Consider the following 18526-nt stretch of genomic DNA (forward strand, 5'->3'; position numbering starts at 1 on the left):
GAGATCGACGGTCGGGGCACGCGACCGCGTCCGGATTGGGACACTCGATATATGCAGTCGGTCGACGGCGAACCGCAGCAAGCCGGACGCGGGTCACCGGCACGGGCGATGGCGGACGTGTCGGCGGTCTTCGTCGCCGTGCTGGGCACGATGTGGATCGCCAGCCGGACCCCCGGATGGGCGCCGTGGGAGCGGGACACTTTCGGCGGGCTGTGGCTGGTGCAGATCCTGGCCCTGATGATCGTTCCGCTGCTGGTGGTGCGACTGCTCGGTTGGCGCCCGGGGCGGCTCGGTGTGACCTTCGGTGACATCGGACGCCCCGCCGAGGCCGGGTTGACCGCGCTGGTGGTGGTCGGTCCGGCGAGCGGGCTGGCGTTCCCGCTGCTGGGGATGCTGGGCTGGACGCCGTTCGACTGGGCCGGCGGCCTGGTCCTGGCCGGGGTGTACGCGGTGTCCCTGCCGCTCACCGGTCTGGTGCTTCGCAAACTCCGTCCGACCAGCGCCGATTCGCTCACCGGCGCTCAGTTGACGGTGGCCGCGGGCGTGCTGGCGGCTGGGTTGGTGGCGGCGTTGCTGACCGCCGATGCGGCCCCGCTGGTGTCGCGCGTGCTGATCGGCCTGCTGGTGGTCGGGCCGGGGGAGGAGCTGGTCTTCCGCGGCATCGTGCAGACCCGGCTCGACCAGGCGTTCGGACGGCCCTGGCGCGTCTTCGGCGCCGACCTGGGCTGGGGCTGGGTGCTGGCGTCGCTGATCTTCGGACTGGCCCACTTCCTGTCGCCGGTCGGTGCCGGGCAGGGCGGTTGGGCGCTGTGGACGGCGGTCGCCGGCCTGCTGTTCGGCTACGTCCGGGCCAAGGGTGGCAGCTTCGTGGCGTCCGGGATCGTGCACGGCGTGCTGTTGGCGGTGTCGGCGGTGTTCACCCCGGTGCCCTGAGGTTGGCGCGCGGCGGGAATCCCGACGGCGCGCCGGTTTCGGTTTCGGGCAAGCCTGTCGATTCCGCGGCACGTTGTCGCTATCCGGTGGGTTGTCGGAATCGTGGGACCTTTCCGGGTGCGTCCGGCCCGGTTCGGTGGCAGTCAGCGTGCTGCCGGTCCCCAGACCGCCAGTTCATTGCCCGCCGGATCGGAGAAGTGGAAGCGTCGTCCGCCGGGGAAATCGTAGGGCCCGGTGAGGATCGTCCCGCCGGCGTCGACCACCGCCCTCAGCGAGGTGTCGACGTCATCGGAGTACAGGATGACCAGGGGGTTCGCCGGTCCGTCCGGTGTCAGGCCGCCGCTCTCGGCGTCCGGTTCCGGCCCACGAATGCCGGCATAGTCCGGGCCGTAGTCGTTGAACTCCCAGCCGAAGGCGGCACCGTAGAAGCGTCGGGCGGCGGCCAGGTCGGGTGCGTTCAGTTCGACATAGTCGATGGCGTGGTGGTGATGTGGCATTCGGGTCAACTCCTCCGTCGGTTCCGCTGGCAGCCCATGGTGCAGGGCGAGTCCGGTGGTGTTCTTGTACGAATCGGCCAACCCGCCGTGGCAGCTGAGCGGGCAGGACGGTTGGAGGCAACGGAGTGGCGCGTCCGTGGAACGGGGAACGCAGCCTAGGCCGACCTCAGTTCGGCAGGGGTCTGCCCGGTGAAGCGTTTGGTCTCCCGGCTGAGGTGGGATTGATCGGCGTAGCCGGCAGCGGCGGCTGCGGCACCCAGCGGCGTTCCCTGGTGGATCATGCCAAGGGCGCGCTGGAAGCGATGGATCTGCATCAGCGTCTTGGGTGAATAGCCGAAGAGTGCGGTGCCGATCCGGTGCAGCGAGCGTTCCGAGATGTCGTGCATCTCGGCCATCTCCCGCACGGTGAGTCCGGCCCGGGCCGCCCGGTCCACGGACGCCGCCAGCCGGAGCAGCGAGCGGTCGGGATCGGCGCGGCGCCACAGTGCGACGAAGACCCGTTCGAGTGCCGCGGGCACATCACCCTCGGCGCGGATGTTCGCCGGCACCCGCACCAACTCCGACAGCTCGACGCGGCGGTCGGTCAGCTCATTGACCGGCAATCCGAGCAGGGCCTGGGCCACGCCGGGTGCGAACTGAAGTCCCCAGGTGATCCGGTCGGGACGGGTCGCGACCACCATGGTGCTGGTGTCGGCGCCGGCGACCATGAAGCGACCGTCGAACCACATCAGGTCCAGGACGCCGTCCGGAGCGATGTGCTGGGTGGTCGCCGTCGATCGCACCCGCCACAGCACCGCAGCTGTCGCGGGTCCGTGCCAAGTCGCGTAGTCAGGCACCGGTTCGCTCCCTCAGGCGGCGGTTCGGGTACGGGCCAGCCGATCCTTGATCGCCGCCAGCTCGGCGGCGTCGCGGTAGCGGCCGTGCCGGATGACGCCGACGACGTCGTGCAGCGCGGCGACCGAGCGGGTCGGATCCTCGCCCAGCAGCACCAGGTCGGCCCGGCGTCCCGGCTGCACGGCACCCAGGTCGGCGCGTCCCGCGAACCTCGCCGCCGCGGACGTGGTCGCGCGCAGCACCTGCAGCGGGCCCAGCCCGGCGGCAGCCAACTCGTCGAACTCCCGGTGCAGGCTGGCTCCCGGAACCTCCCAGGAGGCGCCGGTCACGTCGCTGCCGGCCAGCATCGGCACCCCGGCGTCCGCGAGCACCGCGGTCAGCCGTCGCTGCGCCGCGTACAGGTCATGGAACACCGCCCGGTTCTCCGCCGGCAGAGCGCGAGCCTTCCCCGCCGTCGCGTCCCACAGCGTGCGGGTCTTCGCCGAGACGAAGCGCAACTCGTCCTGCGCGGCCCAGTCCGGATCGTCCCCGCACTCGTTGGTCTTCTCCCGGATCAGCGTCGGGCACTGCCAGGTTCGGTGCGCCGCCAGCACCTCGGCCAGAGCCGCGGCCCGTTCGTCGCTGTAGCCGTCCAGGGCGGTGCGCATCACCGCGACCATGGCGGGTGCCGTCCGCAATTGCGGATTCACCACGATCCGGGCCAGCAGCACCGCGAACAGCCGGTCGATGAACGGGAGCCGCAGGCTGGGCAGTCGCAAACCGGGGACCGCGGCCAGCGCGTCCCGGATCGCCTGTGGGTCGGCGGCGCAGGAGGCGAGCAGCCCGAGGCCGGGGCCGAGGTGTTCGATGAAGGAGATGCCGGCGGCAGCGGCGTCCTCGGCCATGGTGGTGGGCGGCAGATGCCCGCCGAGCGGAATGCCGAGCCGGTTCGCCTCGTCCTGTGCGGCCGGGTAGACCGCGCCGTCCACCATGCCCATCTTGACGAAGTCGGCACCCTGCCCATGCTGGGCGCGGATCGTCGCGCGCACCCGATCGGCGTCACCGGCGTTGAGCGGGCTGAGCAGGGCACCCGGCAGCAGCAGCGGCGTCGGGGCGTCCGGACCGTCGGCGAACACCCCGGCCCGCCGCTTGGTGAGCAGCGCCGCCGATCCCGACATCTGCCGGTAGCCGGTGATGCCGAAGGCGAGCATGAGCTGGTGCGCGCCGGACGGGTCGGCCAGTTCCAGCGGATGCGCATGCATGTCGTTGAAGCCCGGGACGAGGTAGCCGCCGGCGACGTCGACGGTCTGCGCGGAGGACGGCGGATCCGTGGTCAGCGCGGCGATCCGGTCGCCGTCCAGCACGACGGCGAGGCCGCGTCCGACCGTGCCGGCCTCGACATCGACGACGTTGGCGTTCGACAGCACCAGGCTCACGGCTTCCTGCCTCTCCGGAAGCGTCGACGACGTCGGGTGGACGAGGACGCTCCGTCGCCAGGCTGCCACATCGTCCGGGGATCGGGCCACGGGCTCCGAGCAGCTGAGCCCGCCATCGCCGCGGCGGATCGTTCCGGTGCGCCGCTCGACACGATGTCATCAGTGATGACATCATCGACTACATGTCTCGACGACTGTTGTCCCCGGCGATGATCGTGGACGCCGCGGTCGCCATCGCCGCCCGGCCGGACGCCGGCCCGCTGACCGGGCGGGTGCTCGGTGACGAGCTCGGGGTGGACCGCTCGGCGGTCTGGCGGCACTTCCCGGACCAGGACGCCCTGCTGCGCGCGGTCGGCGATCGGCTGCTGGAGCTTGCGCTGGCCGCGGTCCCGGACGGCCTCGACCCCGAACGGCGGATGATGGCGCTGGCCCGCGCCGTGGTCGCCACCTTCGTCGACCATCCGCAGATCGGCGCGGTGATCGCGAGTCGCACCACCCAGGGTCCGGGGGAGTTGGCGACGGTGGAGTTCACCCTGCGCGCCCTTCGCGAGGCCGGCGTGCCGCACGACCAGGTCGGACGCCAGCAGCGCATCCTGGCCGACACCGTGCTCAGCTACGCCGGGATGCGGGCCGGGCGAGCGTTGCTCACCGACGAGATCCGCCGCCGCGACCAACAGGCCTGGATGGGCACCTATGCGACCGCGTCCGCACAGACCCACCCGGCGATCGCCGACCACGTGCACGCACTGGCGGCCGTCACCGACGACGAGGTCCTGGAGGGGCTGCTGGCAGCGCTGGCGATCGCCGTCCGGACCGTTGCCGAGCGACCCGCGGAAGGGGACGGTCATGCGACCCGCTGAGCCCGGACGCCGCTGGCTGCGCCGCACCGTGAAGACCGGCGTCGCTCTCGGTGTCCTGGTCGGGCTGGCGTTCGGCGCCACCGGACTGCTCCGGCTGCCCTCGCCGCCCGACCTGATCCGGCTGCAGACCACCGAACCGTCGGCGCAGGGGAGCGCCTTCGCCTCCCGTCCGGTGATCTCCTCGGGACCGGTCGCGGCATTCGACCGCGACACCGGACGCCGACTCCCGGCGACCGTGCCGTGGAAGGGCTCGTCCATCGCCGTGCCGGAGATGCTCGGCCTGACCCACACCCGCGCCTTCGTGGTGCTGCACGACGGAAAGCTCGTCCACGAGTGGTACGACGACGGTGTCACCGAGAGCAGCCGGCTGGCGTCCTGGTCGGTGGCCAAATCGGTGGTGTCGCTGCTGGTCGGGCAGGCCATCGGACGCGGCGACCTCTCCGAGCAGGACCGGCTGGTCGACCTGCTGCCGGAGTTCCGCACCGGCGGCGGCTACGACGAGGTCACCGTCGGCGACCTGCTCGACATGGCGTCCGGCATCGACGTCTCCGAGAACTACAACCCGTGGTGGCCGTTCACCGGCACGGCCCGGCTGCTGCTCAGCACCGACCTGCCCGGCTATCTCGCCGATCACCGGGAACTCGCCTTCGCGCCCGGCAGCCGGGCGGAGTACCGCAGCGTCGACCCGCAGCTGCTGTCGATGATCCTGGCCCGGGTCGACGGCCGGCCACTGTCGCAGATCCTCTCCGAAGACCTCTGGACGCCGATCGGTGCCGAGACGGGCGCGACCTGGAACCTGGACCGCCCCGACGGCATCGAGAAGGGGTTCTGCTGCCTCAACGCCACCGCACGAGACTTCGCCCGGATCGGCCAGCTGGTGTTGGACGGGGGACGGGTCCGCGGCACCCAGGTGGTTCCCGCCGCCTGGATCCGGCGGATCTCCACCCCGAGCCGGCTGCCGCTGGCCGGATGGGGCTACTCGGCGCAGTGGTGGCATGCCCCGAGCAGCAACGGCGATTTCACCGCGATCGGCGTCAACGGCCAGTACATCTACATCGACCCGGACGCCCGCACGGTGATCGTGAAGCTCAGCGATCACGGCACCGAGCAGGACGAGATCGAGACCGTGGACGCGATGCGAGCGATCGCCGAGTCGTTCCCCACTCGGCGCTGAACGGCTCGGGCCGGGTGACCCGTGCCCGAGATCTCGGCGCCTACGGCCACCAGGCGACCCCCGCTGCACCTGCCATGAACGCTATGGCGCCGATTGCTGCCCATAATGAGATCTGCATCCCATGCCTCGCGGCCTCGATGGCACGTTCCCGCTGGCGAGTCACCGCTGCACCATAGTTCGGATGCTTCTTCCGGCCGAGCTTGGGCCAGCCATATGACGCGACGGCCGAGAATCCGATGGCCACCAGTGCAGCCAACACTCCCAGTGCGGCGAAAGCAACGAAGCACCATAGACGACCGTCCTTGCCCGCGGCTGCGCTGATTGCCCCCTTTGCGAAAACCAAGCCGCTGATCGAGAACACGCCGAGCGCCGCCGTGATGGCCGTTGACCACCCCGCCGCCTGTGCCCGGACCTGGTTCAAGATCTCATCGTCGGCCATCGTGATTCTCCTTTCAGGGTAACCATGCTGTCCCGAGGGCCATCATCAGGAGGAGGACGGCAGCGCCTGACACCCAGACCGAGAACCGCATCCAGAACACGGCCCCTTTGATCGCTTGGAGCTGCCCGGCCAAGTCGCTGGGCTCGCGCGGATGGCCGGGCCAGCCATGGGTGGCCATCGATGAACTGAGTATCGCCGCGACCGCGCATGCCGCGGCGACGACGGCCAACAAGACGAACAGCGGCATTCGATCGGCGACGACCGTGTTGACGACGTCCTTGCCCAAGACCAAGCCGCTGACCGAGAACACGCCCAGTGCGGCGGTCACCGTAGTCGACCAGCCGGCAGCCTGCTTTCGAACATTCTCCAGGTCGTCTTGAGTGGCTGCCTTAGTAACGGCCTGCGTGTATAGGATTTTCAGGGCTTCCTGCGTCTCGTCCTCGGCGTTCGCTGCGCAGGCGGCATCCATGGCGGCTGCGGCTGTCGCTGCCGCGGATTCGAAATCCGCTGTGGTTCCTGATTCCGCTGCCCTCGAGGCAGCCGCTAGCACCCTTTCGATCGCGACTTGAAGGTCCCCGGGGGCCGTGGCTGGCGTCGTCAGAGTGCTGACGGCGTTGTCGTAGAGAGTGGTTGCAGTGCTCGCGAGCGACCATCTCTGTTCATCCGCGAGGGTGCCCTTGATCTTCATACCTTGGATGATGAAGGCCGGGGCCGCCTCGAGGCAACACCTACTTCGATGCCGCAGATTCCCAACGCACGTTGTCCATGGAGCTCATATTTTCGCGAAGACACACCGTGCGTGGGGTTGCTGGGGGAGCCGGACGGCATCGACGGCGCCCTCGGGGTGAGCCAGCCTGGGACGGATCTGTCTCTGGTTCGGATCCTCCCGGTCGGCGAGACTGGAACGGACTGGGGCCTCCATCGGCCCCGCAACCCCCTTCGATGAGAGGACGACATGGCGTCGGACATCAAGCACGTGACCTTCCGCAACCCCGACATGTACTGGGACATCGCGGCCGACATCTACTTCCCGCCCGGCTTCGACGAGACCGCCAGCTACCCGGCGATCGTCTGCGCGCACCCGATCGGCAGCTGCAAGGACCAGACCTCGGGCAACATCTACGCCACCGCGCTGGCTGAGGCCGGCAACATCGCCATCGCCTTCGACGCCAGCTTCCAGGGCGCCAGCGGCGGCACCCCGCGTTTCCTGGAGGATCCGGCGCAGCGCGTCGAGGACTTCCGTCGCGTGGTCGACTACCTGGTCACCCTGCCCTACGTCGACGGCGACCGGATCGGCGTGCTCGGCGTCTGCGGCGGTGGCGGCTACACCCTCAACGTCGCGATGACCGAGAAGCGGTTCAAGGCGGTCGTCTCGATCACCGGCGTGAACTTCGGCCGGATGATGCGGGACACCACCGGCGAGGGCCTGCTGGCCGCGCTGCAGGGCATCGGCGCTCAGCGCACCGCCGAGGCGCGTGGGGCCGACGGCGTCCAGAACGGCATGCTGCCGCCGAGCGCCGAGGTGGCCGCGCAGATCGGCGACATCGACATCGTCGAGGCCTTCGACTACTACCGCACCGATCGTGGCCAGGCGGCGAACGGCTGCGTGCTGTTCGAGGCCGCGCACGGCGCGTCCGCGCTGGGCTGGGACGCCTTCAACCTCGCCGAGCAGCTGCTGGACCAGCCGCTGCTGGTGGTGGTCGGCGACAAGCAGGGCGCGTTCGGCGCCTACCGCGACGGCCTGGAGATCCATCAGCGGGCGGCGTCCAAGGACAAGGAACTGCTCGTTCTCGAGGGCGTCTCGCACTACGACCTGTACGACCAGCCGGTCGGTGCGGAGGAGGCGCTGAAGTGGGTCATCCCGTTCTTCGCCGAGAAGCTCTGATCCTTCGGCCCGGTCGCCGCGATCGGACCATAGGCTGGCCGCGATGAACAGACGCCACGTCCCGAACCGTCCGCCCTCGCGGCGCCGGCATCTGCGGCCGGTGCCGGACCCGCCGCCGGTCGAGCACGCCGCCGAACAGCAGGGCCTGTTCCAGCAACTCCGGGCGGCCCTGCGGCAGGACGATCCGCTCAGCCTGATGATGCTGGTCAGCGGCATGGTCGAAGCGTGCGACCCGAGCGGGAAGCTCTCGATCGCGGGTGCCACGGTCGACCTCCGCGCCCCGACCTGTTGACCTCGCAGCGGCGCGCTGACCTGATCCGCGAGCGCGATCGGCTGCGCTGACAGGTCGACGCCCCGGGCCAGCGGGATCGGCGAGCTCTCGTCCACCGCGCTCGGCTGCGGAGCGTCCGGACCGATGCCTCCAGAGCCGTGTCCGGCGCCGGATGACCGCGCCGGCGATGTCAGCCGGTTGACACCCAGCGGATTGTTATAGACTCTATATTAATCCGAGGGTGGTTGCTGCTGTTCCGGCGCGACGGCCTCGCGAACGGCGCCCGTCGATGCGCGCGCCGCACATCGAAGGACTCGCGTGACTGCCCTGGTCGCGCGGGTGGGACGTGGAGGTTGTGATTGTCGGGACGTCACGAGGTCACCAAGCAGTTCGCCCGCAGCTACGCGCGGGCCGACAAGGCCCACAAGGGCGAGTTGCTGGACGGGCTCTCCGCGACAACGGGCTGGACCCGGGACCATGCCCGGCGAGCGATCCGTGAGGCAGCCCTCGATCTTCGCGGCAGCGATCCGCGACCCCGTAAGCCGAAGCCGAGAAAGTACTCCGACGACGCCCTGGTGGTGTTGCAGGAGGTCTGGCGCCTCGCCGGCCGGCCCGCTGGCAAGTATCTGGCCGCGGTGATGGACGACACCCTGAACCGGCTGCTCCGCTTCGCCGAACTCGATCGGGTCGCTGCACGGCTCAGTCCGGAGGTGCTGGACGAGGTGCGAGCCATGTCGGCGGCGACCATCGACCGCTACCTGAAGCCGTACCGGGGGGACGTCCGTCCGGCGTGCCCGGACGTGCCCAATCTGGGCCAGATTCTGGGTCCGCCGTGCCATACCCAGGTTGCCGCCGAGACCCCGCTCACCGCCGGCTTTCTGGAGCTGAAGGCGGTCGCCCACTGCGGCGACCACCTCACCGGCGATTTCCTGTGGACCTTGATAGCGACCGACCCGGTGACCGGCTGGACCCAGTTGCGGACCGCCTCCAACGAGTCGGTTCGGGATGTCGTGGCCGCCATGGACTGGATCGCCGACAGCGTCCCGTTGCCACTCCAAGGCATGGTGGTGGCGACGAGAGCCGACGACGTGATCTGCCGAGCGCTGGCTTGCTGGGCGGACGCCAGGGCCGTCGATCTGGTGGTGGGTGCCCAGGATCGGGGCGACGGGCTCTCCGACACCGAGAAACGCCGAGCGGAACGGAGTGTCCGGCAGGCGTCCCGGGTCCGCTACCGCACCGGCACCGAACGGCTGCTGCTTGATCAACTCTGGGAGCTGAGCGCCGCTCGTCGAAACCACCTCCTGCCGTGCATCAAGGCCGTGGGCTGGGTGGTGTCGGACGCCGGGCGCAAGCGGATCTACGACCGTCCTCGCACCCCCTATCGCAGGCTCCTGGAGCAACCCGGTCTCGCGCCGGCGGACCGCGCCCTGATGGCCGAGCAACACGCCGGGCTGAACCCCGCCCAGATCGCCCGCCACATTGAGCGGCTTCAGCATGAACTGCAGGTTCAAAGCGAGCTCCACGACACTGCCGCACCGGACGCCGCACGGCCCGCCTGCTGATCGTCGGCGGGCGCCCGCTCAGTCGGATGGCGGCGCCGGGTGTGGTGGGACGAAGCCGAGCGGGTCGGCCCGCAGCAGGTGGCGGGCGCGCTCGATGGCGCCGAGCACCACCACGTCGCCGCCCAGCGAGCTGGCCAGGATCTCGGGTGCCGGGGGAGGGTAGTCGGCGTCCAGTTGCTCGCGCGCGACCCGCAGGACGGGTTCGATGGACGCCGCGATTGCGCCGGCCACCACGATCGTGGTGACGTCGAGCAGGCTGGCCAGGATCATCGCCACGCGCGCCAGCCGGCTGCCCAGACGCACGACGATCTGCTCTGCACCGGGAATGCCCCGCTCTGCGGCCTGGAACACCCAGGCGGCGTCGACGGTGCCGTTGGGTGGCGGGACCCCGTGCCGCGCCGCGGGCTGATCGGTGAACAGCTCGAGCGCCCAGGTGCGGGCCAGCGCGGCGAGCCCGTCCGGTGAGCCGGCGCCCGCGACGATGTCCAGGGCGTGCAACTCGCCGGCTCCGCCGCGGGCGCCGTGCAGCAGGCGTCCGTCCACGATCAACCCGGCGCCCAACCGTTCACCGGACAGCAGCGTGGCCATATTGCCTGCGGTGTCCAGTTGAGCCCGTTCCGCGACGGCGGCGAGGTTGGCGTCGTTCTCGACGCTGACCCGTCCCGGCAGTGCGGTGCCGAATCCCGGGTTCATCAAGCTCCAGAAGCCCTTGTCGTGGGCTGGTGATCGGCCTTCGCCGTCGACCGGGGCAGGCACGCCGACGACGCTGACCAGGACCTCGCCGGGGTCGGCCCCGACCTCGTCCAACAGCTCGGCTGCCAGAGCGGAGGCCGCTGACAGTCGCTCCGGTCCGGACCCGGACGGTGCCGGGAGAAGCAGTTCGCGAGCGCCCAGCTGTCGGCCGCGGAGGTCGGTGACCATCGCTCGGAATCGGTGTTCTCCGGCGTCCAGCCCGAGGAGAAGTCCGGCACTGGTGGGCAGCCGATAGTGCCGCGAGGGGCGTCCGGGCCGGCCGGTGGACGGCAGTTGGGGGTCGGAGAGCTCCTCCAGCCAGCCTCTGGACGCCAGATCGGCGCAGACGTCCAGCACGGTGGCGCGGGTCAGGCCCGTCGCGCGCATCATGTCTGCCGCGGTGAACTCGTCGGTGTCGAGGGCGTAGCGCAGCACCGCTTCCCAGTTCATCCGCCGCATCATCCGCGGCGACCTGGCGGAACGGACGGGCACGGGCGCGAGTGTACCGGGAGCGGCGCTGGCCGGCGGATGGTTGAGGTGACAGGAACGGGCTCGCGGACGTCGGCAGGCATCTGCCTGCGCCGCATGATTGATTGGCGACAGCCCGAATCCGGGGAGATTCCACCGGGGTGATCGCCCATCAGACCGCAGATCATTTGGTTGTCACCCAGCCTCATCCCGTGCATTCTTTAGTGAGGCATGCGCGGCGCTGAACCGTGTTGTCTGACCAGGCAGGTTGTTACCCGCGTACATTTGTTGGTGAGGCATGCGCAGAGGCCTCGCGTGCATTCAAAGTGAGGCATGCCGGGAGTCGCGAGACGTTCGTTCGGTGCGCAGTCGACGAGCGGCGAGCAGCGACACCTGTCACTTGATGGGTTGAGCTGCGGAGGACCATTCGTGGTGGTAAGGCGAACCTTTCATCGCCCTGTAACATCGTGCTAACCTTCGCGGCGTCCTGGACCATCAACGCCGAGGAGACATGGATGACGACCCTGACCAGGGACAAGATCGCGGAGGCGGATCTCGCCGACCCCGAGGACCAGAGAAAGCCGCTACTCTCCACCCAGACCATCCTCTTGATGAATCTGGGTGGATTCGGTACGTCTTTTGCTTTCGGTCTGCAACAGACCGCGATCAATCCGTTGTTCGCGATGATGGGCGCCGACCCTGCTTCGCTGCCCATTCTCAACCTGGCCGGCCCGATGACCGGCCTGCTCATCCAGCCGATGATCGGCGTGTTGAGCGACCGCACCTGGCATCCGAAGTTCGGCCAGCGCCGTCCCTACATCGTCGCGGGCTGCATTCTCGCCGCGCTGTGCCTGTTCTTGTTCCCGTTCGTCTCGGCCGTGTGGATGGCGGTGGTGCTGCTGTGGGCGATGGACGCCGGTAACAACACCGCCGCCGAGCCCTACAAAGCGCTGATCGCCGGAAAGCTGCGGCTCTCCCAGCGCACCCAGGGCTTCCTGCTCCAGGCCATGCTGGGCGCGGCCGGCGGCATCGTCGCCAACGTCGCCCTGTTCGGCTTCCAGGCGCTGGTGCAGGGGGCGTCCGAGTCGGGCATCCCGCACTGGGTTCCGGCGGTGTTCTGGACCGGCGCAGCCTGCGCGCTGATCACCGTGATGATCTCCGCGACCGTGACGAAGGAGATCCCGCCGACCGACGAAGAACTGGCCAAGATGAAGAGCCAGGGCGCCAGCCCGGTCGCCATCGTCGCCGAGATCGCCAGTGCTGTGAAAGAAATGCCGGTCGGCATGCACAAGCTCGGCCTGGTTTACGCATTCCAGTGGTACGGCCTGTTCATCTGGTGGCAGTTCGCCTCCTTGGCGATCGGTAAGACCGTATTCAACGCCGGACCGGAGGACGCCGCCTACCAAGCAGCTGTCGGCTGGACAGGCCTGGCCAACGCGTGGAGCTCGATCGTCCAGCTGCTGGTCTCGCTGGCGCTGATTCCGATCGCGGTGCGTTTCGGCGCCAAGCGCGTCCACTCGGCGTGCCTGCTGATCGCGGGCGTCGGCTTCTCGATCTTCCCGCACGTCGCCGACCGCTACCTGATGTTCCTGCCGTTGATCGGTTACGGCGTCGCGATGGCGAGCATTGCGTCGCTGCCCTACGTGATGGCCACCTCGATGGTGCCCAAGGCGCGCATCGGCGTCTACCTGGGCATCCTCAACATGATGATCGTGGTGCCGCAGCTGGTGCAGACCCTGACCTTCGGCTGGATCTACGAGCATCTGCTGGGCAACGACCCGGGCAACGCGATGACCTTCTGCGGCGTGCTGTTCGCTCTCGGCGGCGTCGCGGCGATGTGGGTGAACGCACCGACCGCCGACGAGGAGTCGCCGATCATGCCGCTGGGCTCACCGCGTCGGATCACCTCGGTCTACAAGCGCGTGATCGTCGGTTCGGACGGCACCCCGGCATCGCTGGCGACCGTTGGCCACGCCGCCGGTCTGGCGGCGGCCGCGGAGGCGCGCCTGGTGGTCGTCTCCGCTTACAACCCGGACGTCTCGGCCGGGCTCGCGAAGCCGGGCGAGAACGAACACCGCGACCTGTACGGCGAAGCCGCGGCAAAGGCGGCGGTCGACGCATCGGTGCACGAGCTCACCAAACAGCGATTCAAGCGGATCGAGACCCACACCATCCCCGGCAGCCCGGCGCATGCCGTGCTGGAGGCCGCAGGCAACGATCCCAACAACCTGATCGTGGTCGGCAACCGAGGGTTGGGGGCGGCCAGCGGCGAGGCGCTGGGCGCGGTGCCGCGAGAGATCGTCAAGCACGCAGTGTGCAACGTGATGATCGTGCAGACCAACGACGACGGCTCCGTGGTCGCGGGTGGCGCGGGGTTGCGCTGACCGCGTTCGTTCGCCGGGCGGCCTTCGGCTACCCGGCGGACGGCTTCCACCCAGCAGTTGCACAGACATGGAGGAGATCAAGAAATGAAATGGAAGAACCTCGTTGTGGGGGTCGACGGCTCGCAGAGCAGTCGCGCCGCCCTGCAGTGGGCCTATGACGTGGCGCTGGCGCAGAATGCGGAACTGACCGCGTTGATGACCTGGCGACAGGTGACGCCGCCGCCCGCCGGGTCGGCGTCCACCTACAACCCGGAGTTCGACGATGCCGATCAGGCCTCGATCGCCGAGAAGGAGTTGCTCTCGATCCTTCGTGAGGAACTCGGGGAGGACCCGGGGGTGCTGGTCCGTCCGCGGGTGGTCGCCGGGCGCGCTGCGAAGGAACTGATCGATGCCTCGCACGACGCCGACCTGCTGGTGGTCGGCAGCCGCGGCATCGGTGGCTTCGCGGGCATGTTGCTGGGCTCGGTGAGTCAGCACGTTGCGGCGCACGCCGCCTGTACCGTCGTCGTGGTCCGCACCCCGGGCAGCAACCAGGGGCATCCGGCCACCGATGAGGCACTGTCCGACAGCGACAACTGAACCAGGCCGCCGCGCCTGACGCGGTCCCATGTCGCGCCTCGCTCCCTTGCGGAGCGGGGCGCGACATTGCTGCGTACGGGCTCCGACCCGGGATCTCGGTGGTCGCCGGGATGACGGGGGCTGGGATAACGGAGGCGCCGGGAGGATGACGGGGCGTGATCAGCGTTCGCTGGTCACCCGGGCCACGTGCAGCGCCAGGTAGGCGATCTCGTCGGGGGTGAGCGCGGCACCGAGCCGCAACTCCAGCACCCCGGAGAGCCGGACGGCGACGTCGGCGGCGTCCGGGAAGGCGTCCCGGATCGCGTTGCCCACGCTGGTCGGCTCGGAGTCGAGCTGCTTGTGGTTGTGGATCCGCACGAAGAGGTAGCGCAGGTGGGTGATGAACCGGCCGACGCTGACGCTGCCGGAATCCAGGGTTGATGCCGTAGGCCTGTTCGATGACCGCCACCAGTTGCTGGATCACCCCGGTCATCCGGTAGGTGTAGGACAGGTCGCCGTTGGCGAAACCGGCGTTGACCAGGTGCAGCGCCAGACCGACCGCCTCGGTGCCGGGCAGCTGGACGTCGCTGCGCTCGTTGATCGCCCGCAGCAGGGCCTCGGCCTGAAAGTACTCGTCGGCGTAGAGGTGCTTCACCTCGGCGAGCAGGGGATAGACGATGTCCATGCCCAGGCTGATCCGGCGGATGGCGAAGCTGACGTGGTCGGCGAGGGCGATCACCACGGCCGGGTTCTGGCCCACCGTGTCCAGCCCGGTCGCCGAGATCGCCTGGCCGACCAGCTGGATGTGCTCGGGCGGGATCCCGGCCAGCAGTTCGGCGAGGTGATCGGGGTCGCGACCGTCGGCCGGGATGAAGGTGCGGACCACCTTGCTGGCGTCCACCCGATGACCGGGCCGGGCCTGGAACCCCAGGCCGCGGCCGGTCAGGATGACCTCGCGCCCCCGCTCGTCCAGAGCGAGGACGAGGTTGTTGTTGAAGACGCGGACGATTTCCATGCGTTCACACCGGTGGCCGCCCCCGAGCGGGGACGGCCACCGGCGACTCCTTTCAGGCCTCGATGTCGATGACCGGATCGCCCAGGGAAACTTCGCCCGGGGCGGCCGGCGTGACCGACTTCAAGGTGGCCGTGTTGATCACCACGATCATCGTGGTGGTGTCGTACCCGGCTGCCTTGACGGCGTCCAGGTCGACGGTGACGAGCGGATCTCCGACCTCGACCCGCTGGTCCTTGGCGACGTCGAGCGCGAAGCCCTTGCCCTCCAGCTGGACGGTGTCGATGCCGACGTGCACCAGCACCTCGACGCCGTCATCGGTCTTGATGCCGAAGGCGTGGCCGCTGTCCGGAACCGTCATCAGCACACCGGCGACCGGTGCGATGACGTGGCCGTCGGAGGGGATGATGCCGACGCCGTCACCGAGCGCCTTGGAGGCGAACACCTTGTCGTTGACGTCGGTGAGCGCGACCAGCTGGCCGGCGACCGGGGCGGCCACCGTGCGTGTGGCGACCAGGGTGCCGACGCTGCCGGCGGCCGGGGCGGCCGTGGTCACGGTCACCGCGCTGGGAGCCGGGGTGGACGCCGCAGCCTGCTCGGCCGCGAACTCGGCCTTCTGCTCCGGGGTGCGGTAGTCGCTGATGATGACCAGCATCATCGCCACCACGAAGGCCGCCACGATGGCGATGGTGTAGATCCACATCGGGCTGAACACCGGGATGGTGAGCAGCGAGGTGAAGGCGAAGGTGGAGGCCTTCACGGTGCCGAACATCCAGCCCAGGATGCCGATCGTCACGCCGCCGACGGCACAGCCGACCAGCATCCGCGGGTAGATCCGCTTGTAGCGCAGGTGGATGCCGTACAGGGACGGTTCCGAGATGCCGCCCAGCAGGCCGGCGGCGAGGGCGCCGATGGCGGTCTGCCGCACCTCGTTGTCCTTGGCGCGACTGGCCACGACCAGAACACCGGCGGTGGCGCCGAAGCAGGCGAAGTTCCAGGTGCCCATCGGGCCCTGGATGAAGTCGTAGCCCAGGGTGCTGATGTTGGCCAGCATCAGTGCGTTCAGCGGCCAGTGCAGGCCGAGCGGCACCAGGAACGGGTAGATCATCGGGATCAGCACGGCGAACAGCAGCGGGACGGTGTTGTTCAACCAGGCCAGCCCGGCACCCAGGCCGTTGCCGATCCAGATGCTGAGCGGGCCGATGACGAAGCCGGTGATCGGCACCATGATCAGCAGGCAGAAGAACGGCACGAAGACCATCTGGAGGTTCTCCGGGAAGATCTTCTGCAGCAGCTTGTGCAACTGGGCCAGCACCGCGACCATGATCAGCGGCACGAACACCTGGCCGCCGTAGCCGTTGAGCTGCATCGGCAGCCCGAAGATGTGCGCCACGCACTGGGTGCCGAGGTCGGTCTTGGTGCAGATCGTGTCGACCGCATCGTTCAGCGACAAGAACTCCGGGGTGAACATGGCGGCCATCACCGCGCCGCCGATCCACGGATCGATCTTGAGCGCCTTGGACGCGTTGTAGGCGACCATGATCGGCAGGAAGTACAGCACCGAGCGCCACATGGAGTCCCAGAACACCCAGCTGGCGCCGGCGGCGGTCAGCCGGTCGACACCCTGGAACGGGACGACATGCAGCGCGTCCAGGACGGCCGCGATGGCGATGATCAGCGACGAGCCGAGCAGCACGCCGAGCAGCGGCCGGAACGCGTTCGAGAGGTACTCGAAGAAGGCGTCGAGCCAGGCCACCTTGCCGCGGACCTTGGCCCGTTCGGCGGCCTTGATGTCGGCATCGCTGGCCGCTGCGGCCGCAGGTGCGGCGCCGCCCTTCATGGACGGCAGGTTGGTGATGTCGGCGTAGACGGACGCGACCGCGCCGCCGATGATCACCTGGTAACGGTCACCGCTCTGCGGGACCGACCCGAGGACGCCGGGGATGGCGTCCAGGGCCTTCGCATCGACGAGGCCGGCGTCCTTCAGTTCGAAGCGAAGCCGGGTCGCGCAGTGGGTGAGACTTGTGATGTTGCCGGGACCGCCGACTTTCTCGACGATCTGTTCGGCTGTAGTGGACGCCATTGTCGGTTCCTGTCTACTAGCTGGGGGAAATCTCTATTCGGAAACAAAAAACGACCCGAGTTGCACCGCTAGATGCAGCTCAGGTCTTGCCCCTAGGCGGGTAACAACCCTTGGTAGAGCGCGTTGCTCTCCGAGCACAGTAGCACCAGGCGTCGGCGCCCGCAGCAACTTCCCCGACGGATAATCGATGGTGTCGCGACGGGCGCCGACCCCGGGTCGCGGCCCCGCTCCCGGGGCGGCCCGGCACCGGCTCAGGGCTCAGGCGGGGGAGGCGGGATCGAACCCAGACCCGGGACGTCGCCGGGCCAGATCAGCAGCACCCGGCAGGGCGCATGGTCGATCACGAACCGGGTGTGCCGGCCCAGGCTGGCCGGTCCGAGCCGGCTGCGATCGCCGTCGCGTCCGACGATCAGGTAGTCGACCTGTGCGGCCAGGGCGGTGACCACCCGTTCCGGGAAACCGGACTCCAGCCGGACCTGCGGCTCTGCGCCCAGCCGCCGCGCGGCCCGGGCCAGCATGGTGCCGGCCGCCTCCTCGCTGAGCCGCCGCAGTTCCTGGTCGGCGTGCCGGCGGCGGCCGCGTCCGATCAGCGAGCCGAAACCGGGATCGGCCGGGCCGCCGGATTCCTCGCGGACGTGGATCAGGATGAACTCGGCGTCCGTCGAGCCGGCCAGCTCGCGGGCGGCGTCCACGCAGGCCGGCCAGGTCCCCTCGGTCACCCAGACCGCGATCCTCATGCCGCACCTCCGATCGCCAGCGAGACCCACAGTGCCAGCACCCCGGCGACGATGGCGAGGGGTGTGGCCAACAGGCCGAGCGCGGTGAACTCCTGGATCGGGGTCTCGTGGTCGTGGGCCCGGGCGATGCGCCGCCACAGCAGGGTGGCCAGCGACCCGACATAGGTCAGATTGGGTCCGACGTTGACGCCGATCAGCACGGCCAGCACCGCGCCGGCGCCGGAGCCCGCCGCGAACGGCAGCAGCACCAGGACCGCCGGCAGGTTGTTCACCAGGTTGGCCAGCAACGCCGCCAGACCGGCCCACAGCAACAGCGCCGGCAGCGATTCCCCGGACGGCACGACCCGGCCGATCGCGGTGCCCAGGCCACCCTGCACCACCGCCGTGACCACGATGCCCAGGGAGAGCACGAAGGCCAGGAAGCCCAGGTTGACGAAGCCCGGGACGTCCTTGGCGGTGACCTGGCCCAGCCGCAGGGCGCGGATCAGCATCACCAGCGCACCGGTCAGCGCCACCCAGGCGGCCTCGATCCCCAGCAGTGAGGCGACGACGAAGCCGGTCAGGGTGAGCGCCAGCACGATCGCCGAGAACCGCGGCAGCGGCGGCACCTCCGGCGGCTCCGGATCCGTCGCCGGGATGGACAGGTCGGAGCCGAAGAATTGCCGGAACGCCAGGTATTCGA

The 18526-nt window shown here is 69.4% G+C and carries 18 protein-coding genes and 1 pseudogene; 8 read left to right on the top strand and 11 right to left on the bottom strand.

Annotated features, from left to right (window positions below):
* Positions 1 to 51: 51 nt before the first annotated feature.
* Positions 52 to 933: a type II CAAX prenyl endopeptidase Rce1 family protein gene (locus tag QM582_RS15515; RefSeq protein ID WP_415085884.1), complete on the top strand. Its 882-nt coding sequence runs from the start codon at positions 52 to 54 to the stop codon at positions 931 to 933.
* Positions 934 to 1076: 143 nt separating this feature from the next.
* Here the strand turns inward: QM582_RS15515 and QM582_RS15520 are convergent, their stop codons facing one another.
* The 3 genes from QM582_RS15520 to QM582_RS15530 form a co-directional block, all read right to left on the bottom strand.
* Positions 1077 to 1430 carry a VOC family protein gene (locus QM582_RS15520; protein ID WP_415085885.1) on the bottom strand — a complete coding sequence of 118 codons (354 nt, stop codon included), beginning with the start codon at positions 1428 to 1430 and terminating at the stop codon, positions 1077 to 1079.
* Between the two features lie 155 nt (positions 1431 to 1585).
* The gene (locus tag QM582_RS15525; RefSeq protein ID WP_415085887.1) at positions 1586 to 2266 is read right to left on the bottom strand and encodes a helix-turn-helix domain-containing protein; all 681 of its coding nucleotides are present in this window, start codon (positions 2264 to 2266) and stop codon (positions 1586 to 1588) included.
* Between the two features lie 12 nt (positions 2267 to 2278).
* Positions 2279 to 3679, bottom strand: coding sequence for an amidohydrolase family protein (locus tag QM582_RS15530; RefSeq protein ID WP_415085889.1), 1401 nt, complete (start codon positions 3677 to 3679; stop codon positions 2279 to 2281).
* Between the two features lie 182 nt (positions 3680 to 3861).
* Here QM582_RS15530 and QM582_RS15535 point away from each other — a divergent pair, with 182 nt between their 5' ends.
* Both QM582_RS15535 and QM582_RS15540 read left to right on the top strand, forming a co-directional pair.
* Positions 3862 to 4539: a TetR/AcrR family transcriptional regulator gene (locus QM582_RS15535; protein ID WP_415085891.1), complete on the top strand. Its 678-nt coding sequence runs from the start codon at positions 3862 to 3864 to the stop codon at positions 4537 to 4539.
* Positions 4526 to 5713 (top strand): serine hydrolase domain-containing protein, encoded by a 1188-nt coding sequence (locus QM582_RS15540; protein WP_415085893.1) that lies wholly within the window; start codon positions 4526 to 4528, stop codon positions 5711 to 5713. The genes QM582_RS15535 and QM582_RS15540 overlap by 14 nt, the downstream gene beginning before the upstream one ends.
* 40 nt (positions 5714 to 5753) lie before the next feature.
* Here QM582_RS15540 and QM582_RS15545 read toward each other — a convergent pair whose 3' ends face one another.
* Positions 5754 to 6152 carry a hypothetical protein gene (locus QM582_RS15545; protein ID WP_415085894.1) on the bottom strand — a complete coding sequence of 133 codons (399 nt, stop codon included), beginning with the start codon at positions 6150 to 6152 and terminating at the stop codon, positions 5754 to 5756.
* Between the two features lie 13 nt (positions 6153 to 6165).
* Complete coding sequence (locus QM582_RS15550; protein ID WP_415085896.1) at positions 6166 to 6840, bottom strand: hypothetical protein; 675 nt, start codon at positions 6838 to 6840, stop codon at positions 6166 to 6168.
* 267 nt (positions 6841 to 7107) lie between these two features.
* On the opposite strand from QM582_RS15550, the gene QM582_RS15555 reads away from it, so the two are divergent.
* The 3 genes from QM582_RS15555 to QM582_RS15565 all read left to right on the top strand — a co-directional run bounded on the left by QM582_RS15555 (position 7108) and on the right by QM582_RS15565 (position 9870).
* Positions 7108 to 8037 carry an alpha/beta hydrolase gene (locus QM582_RS15555; protein ID WP_415085898.1) on the top strand — a complete coding sequence of 310 codons (930 nt, stop codon included), beginning with the start codon at positions 7108 to 7110 and terminating at the stop codon, positions 8035 to 8037.
* Positions 8038 to 8080: 43 nt separating this feature from the next.
* On the top strand, positions 8081 to 8329 hold the full coding sequence (locus QM582_RS15560; protein WP_415085900.1) for a hypothetical protein: 249 nt from the start codon (positions 8081 to 8083) through the stop codon (positions 8327 to 8329).
* A 338-nt stretch (positions 8330 to 8667) separates the two neighbouring features.
* Entirely contained in the window at positions 8668 to 9870 is a 1203-nt protein-coding gene (locus tag QM582_RS15565) for an integrase (protein ID WP_415085902.1), read from the top strand.
* 18 nt (positions 9871 to 9888) lie between these two features.
* Here QM582_RS15565 and QM582_RS15570 read toward each other — a convergent pair whose 3' ends face one another.
* Positions 9889 to 11094, bottom strand: coding sequence for an ROK family protein (locus QM582_RS15570; protein WP_415085903.1), 1206 nt, complete (start codon positions 11092 to 11094; stop codon positions 9889 to 9891).
* A gap of 491 nt (positions 11095 to 11585) precedes the next feature.
* Here QM582_RS15570 and QM582_RS15575 point away from each other — a divergent pair, with 491 nt between their 5' ends.
* The gene (locus QM582_RS15575; protein ID WP_415085904.1) at positions 11586 to 13454 is read left to right on the top strand and encodes a universal stress protein; all 1869 of its coding nucleotides are present in this window, start codon (positions 11586 to 11588) and stop codon (positions 13452 to 13454) included.
* 84 nt (positions 13455 to 13538) lie between these two features.
* Positions 13539 to 14033, top strand: a complete 495-nt coding sequence (locus tag QM582_RS15580; protein WP_415085906.1) for a universal stress protein — start codon at positions 13539 to 13541, stop codon at positions 14031 to 14033.
* A gap of 159 nt (positions 14034 to 14192) precedes the next feature.
* Here the strand turns inward: QM582_RS15580 and QM582_RS15585 are convergent, their stop codons facing one another.
* The 5 genes and pseudogenes from QM582_RS15585 to QM582_RS15605 all read right to left on the bottom strand — a co-directional run.
* Positions 14193 to 14390 (bottom strand): PRD domain-containing protein, encoded by a 198-nt coding sequence (locus QM582_RS15585; protein WP_415085908.1) that lies wholly within the window; start codon positions 14388 to 14390, stop codon positions 14193 to 14195.
* A gap of 211 nt (positions 14391 to 14601) precedes the next feature.
* Positions 14602 to 15027: pseudogene (locus tag QM582_RS15590) on the bottom strand (CAT RNA binding domain-containing protein); the annotation flags it as partial.
* A 52-nt stretch (positions 15028 to 15079) separates the two neighbouring features.
* Positions 15080 to 17107, bottom strand: a complete 2028-nt coding sequence (locus QM582_RS15595; protein ID WP_415085910.1) for a glucose PTS transporter subunit IIA — start codon at positions 17105 to 17107, stop codon at positions 15080 to 15082.
* Between the two features lie 251 nt (positions 17108 to 17358).
* Positions 17359 to 17844 (bottom strand): universal stress protein, encoded by a 486-nt coding sequence (locus QM582_RS15600; protein WP_415085911.1) that lies wholly within the window; start codon positions 17842 to 17844, stop codon positions 17359 to 17361.
* Positions 17841 to 18526, bottom strand: a 686-nt coding sequence (locus tag QM582_RS15605) for an ArsB/NhaD family transporter (protein ID WP_415085912.1), incomplete at its 5' end; no start/stop codon positions are given. The genes QM582_RS15605 and QM582_RS15600, both read right to left, overlap by 4 nt.

The sequence above is a fragment of the Micropruina sp. genome, from assembly GCF_047607385.1.
Lineage (GTDB): Bacteria > Actinomycetota > Actinomycetes > Propionibacteriales > Propionibacteriaceae > Micropruina.

Excerpts from the sequence above, each read along its gene's own strand:
- QM582_RS15515 (WP_415085884.1), top strand. The coding sequence starts at position 52 with ATGCAGTCGGTCGACGGCGAACCGCAGCAAGCCGGACGCGGGTCACCG.
- QM582_RS15520 (WP_415085885.1), bottom strand. The coding sequence starts at position 1,430 with ATGCCACATCACCACCACGCCATCGACTATGTCGAACTGAACGCACCC.
- QM582_RS15535 (WP_415085891.1), top strand. The coding sequence starts at position 3,862 with ATGTCTCGACGACTGTTGTCCCCGGCGATGATCGTGGACGCCGCGGTC.
- QM582_RS15540 (WP_415085893.1), top strand. The coding sequence starts at position 4,526 with ATGCGACCCGCTGAGCCCGGACGCCGCTGGCTGCGCCGCACCGTGAAG.
- QM582_RS15545 (WP_415085894.1), bottom strand. The coding sequence starts at position 6,152 with ATGGCCGACGATGAGATCTTGAACCAGGTCCGGGCACAGGCGGCGGGG.
- QM582_RS15550 (WP_415085896.1), bottom strand. The coding sequence starts at position 6,840 with ATGAAGATCAAGGGCACCCTCGCGGATGAACAGAGATGGTCGCTCGCG.
- QM582_RS15555 (WP_415085898.1), top strand. The coding sequence starts at position 7,108 with ATGGCGTCGGACATCAAGCACGTGACCTTCCGCAACCCCGACATGTAC.
- QM582_RS15560 (WP_415085900.1), top strand. The coding sequence starts at position 8,081 with ATGAACAGACGCCACGTCCCGAACCGTCCGCCCTCGCGGCGCCGGCAT.
- QM582_RS15575 (WP_415085904.1), top strand. The coding sequence starts at position 11,586 with ATGACGACCCTGACCAGGGACAAGATCGCGGAGGCGGATCTCGCCGAC.
- QM582_RS15580 (WP_415085906.1), top strand. The coding sequence starts at position 13,539 with ATGAAATGGAAGAACCTCGTTGTGGGGGTCGACGGCTCGCAGAGCAGT.
- QM582_RS15595 (WP_415085910.1), bottom strand. The coding sequence starts at position 17,107 with ATGGCGTCCACTACAGCCGAACAGATCGTCGAGAAAGTCGGCGGTCCC.
- QM582_RS15600 (WP_415085911.1), bottom strand. The coding sequence starts at position 17,844 with ATGAGGATCGCGGTCTGGGTGACCGAGGGGACCTGGCCGGCCTGCGTG.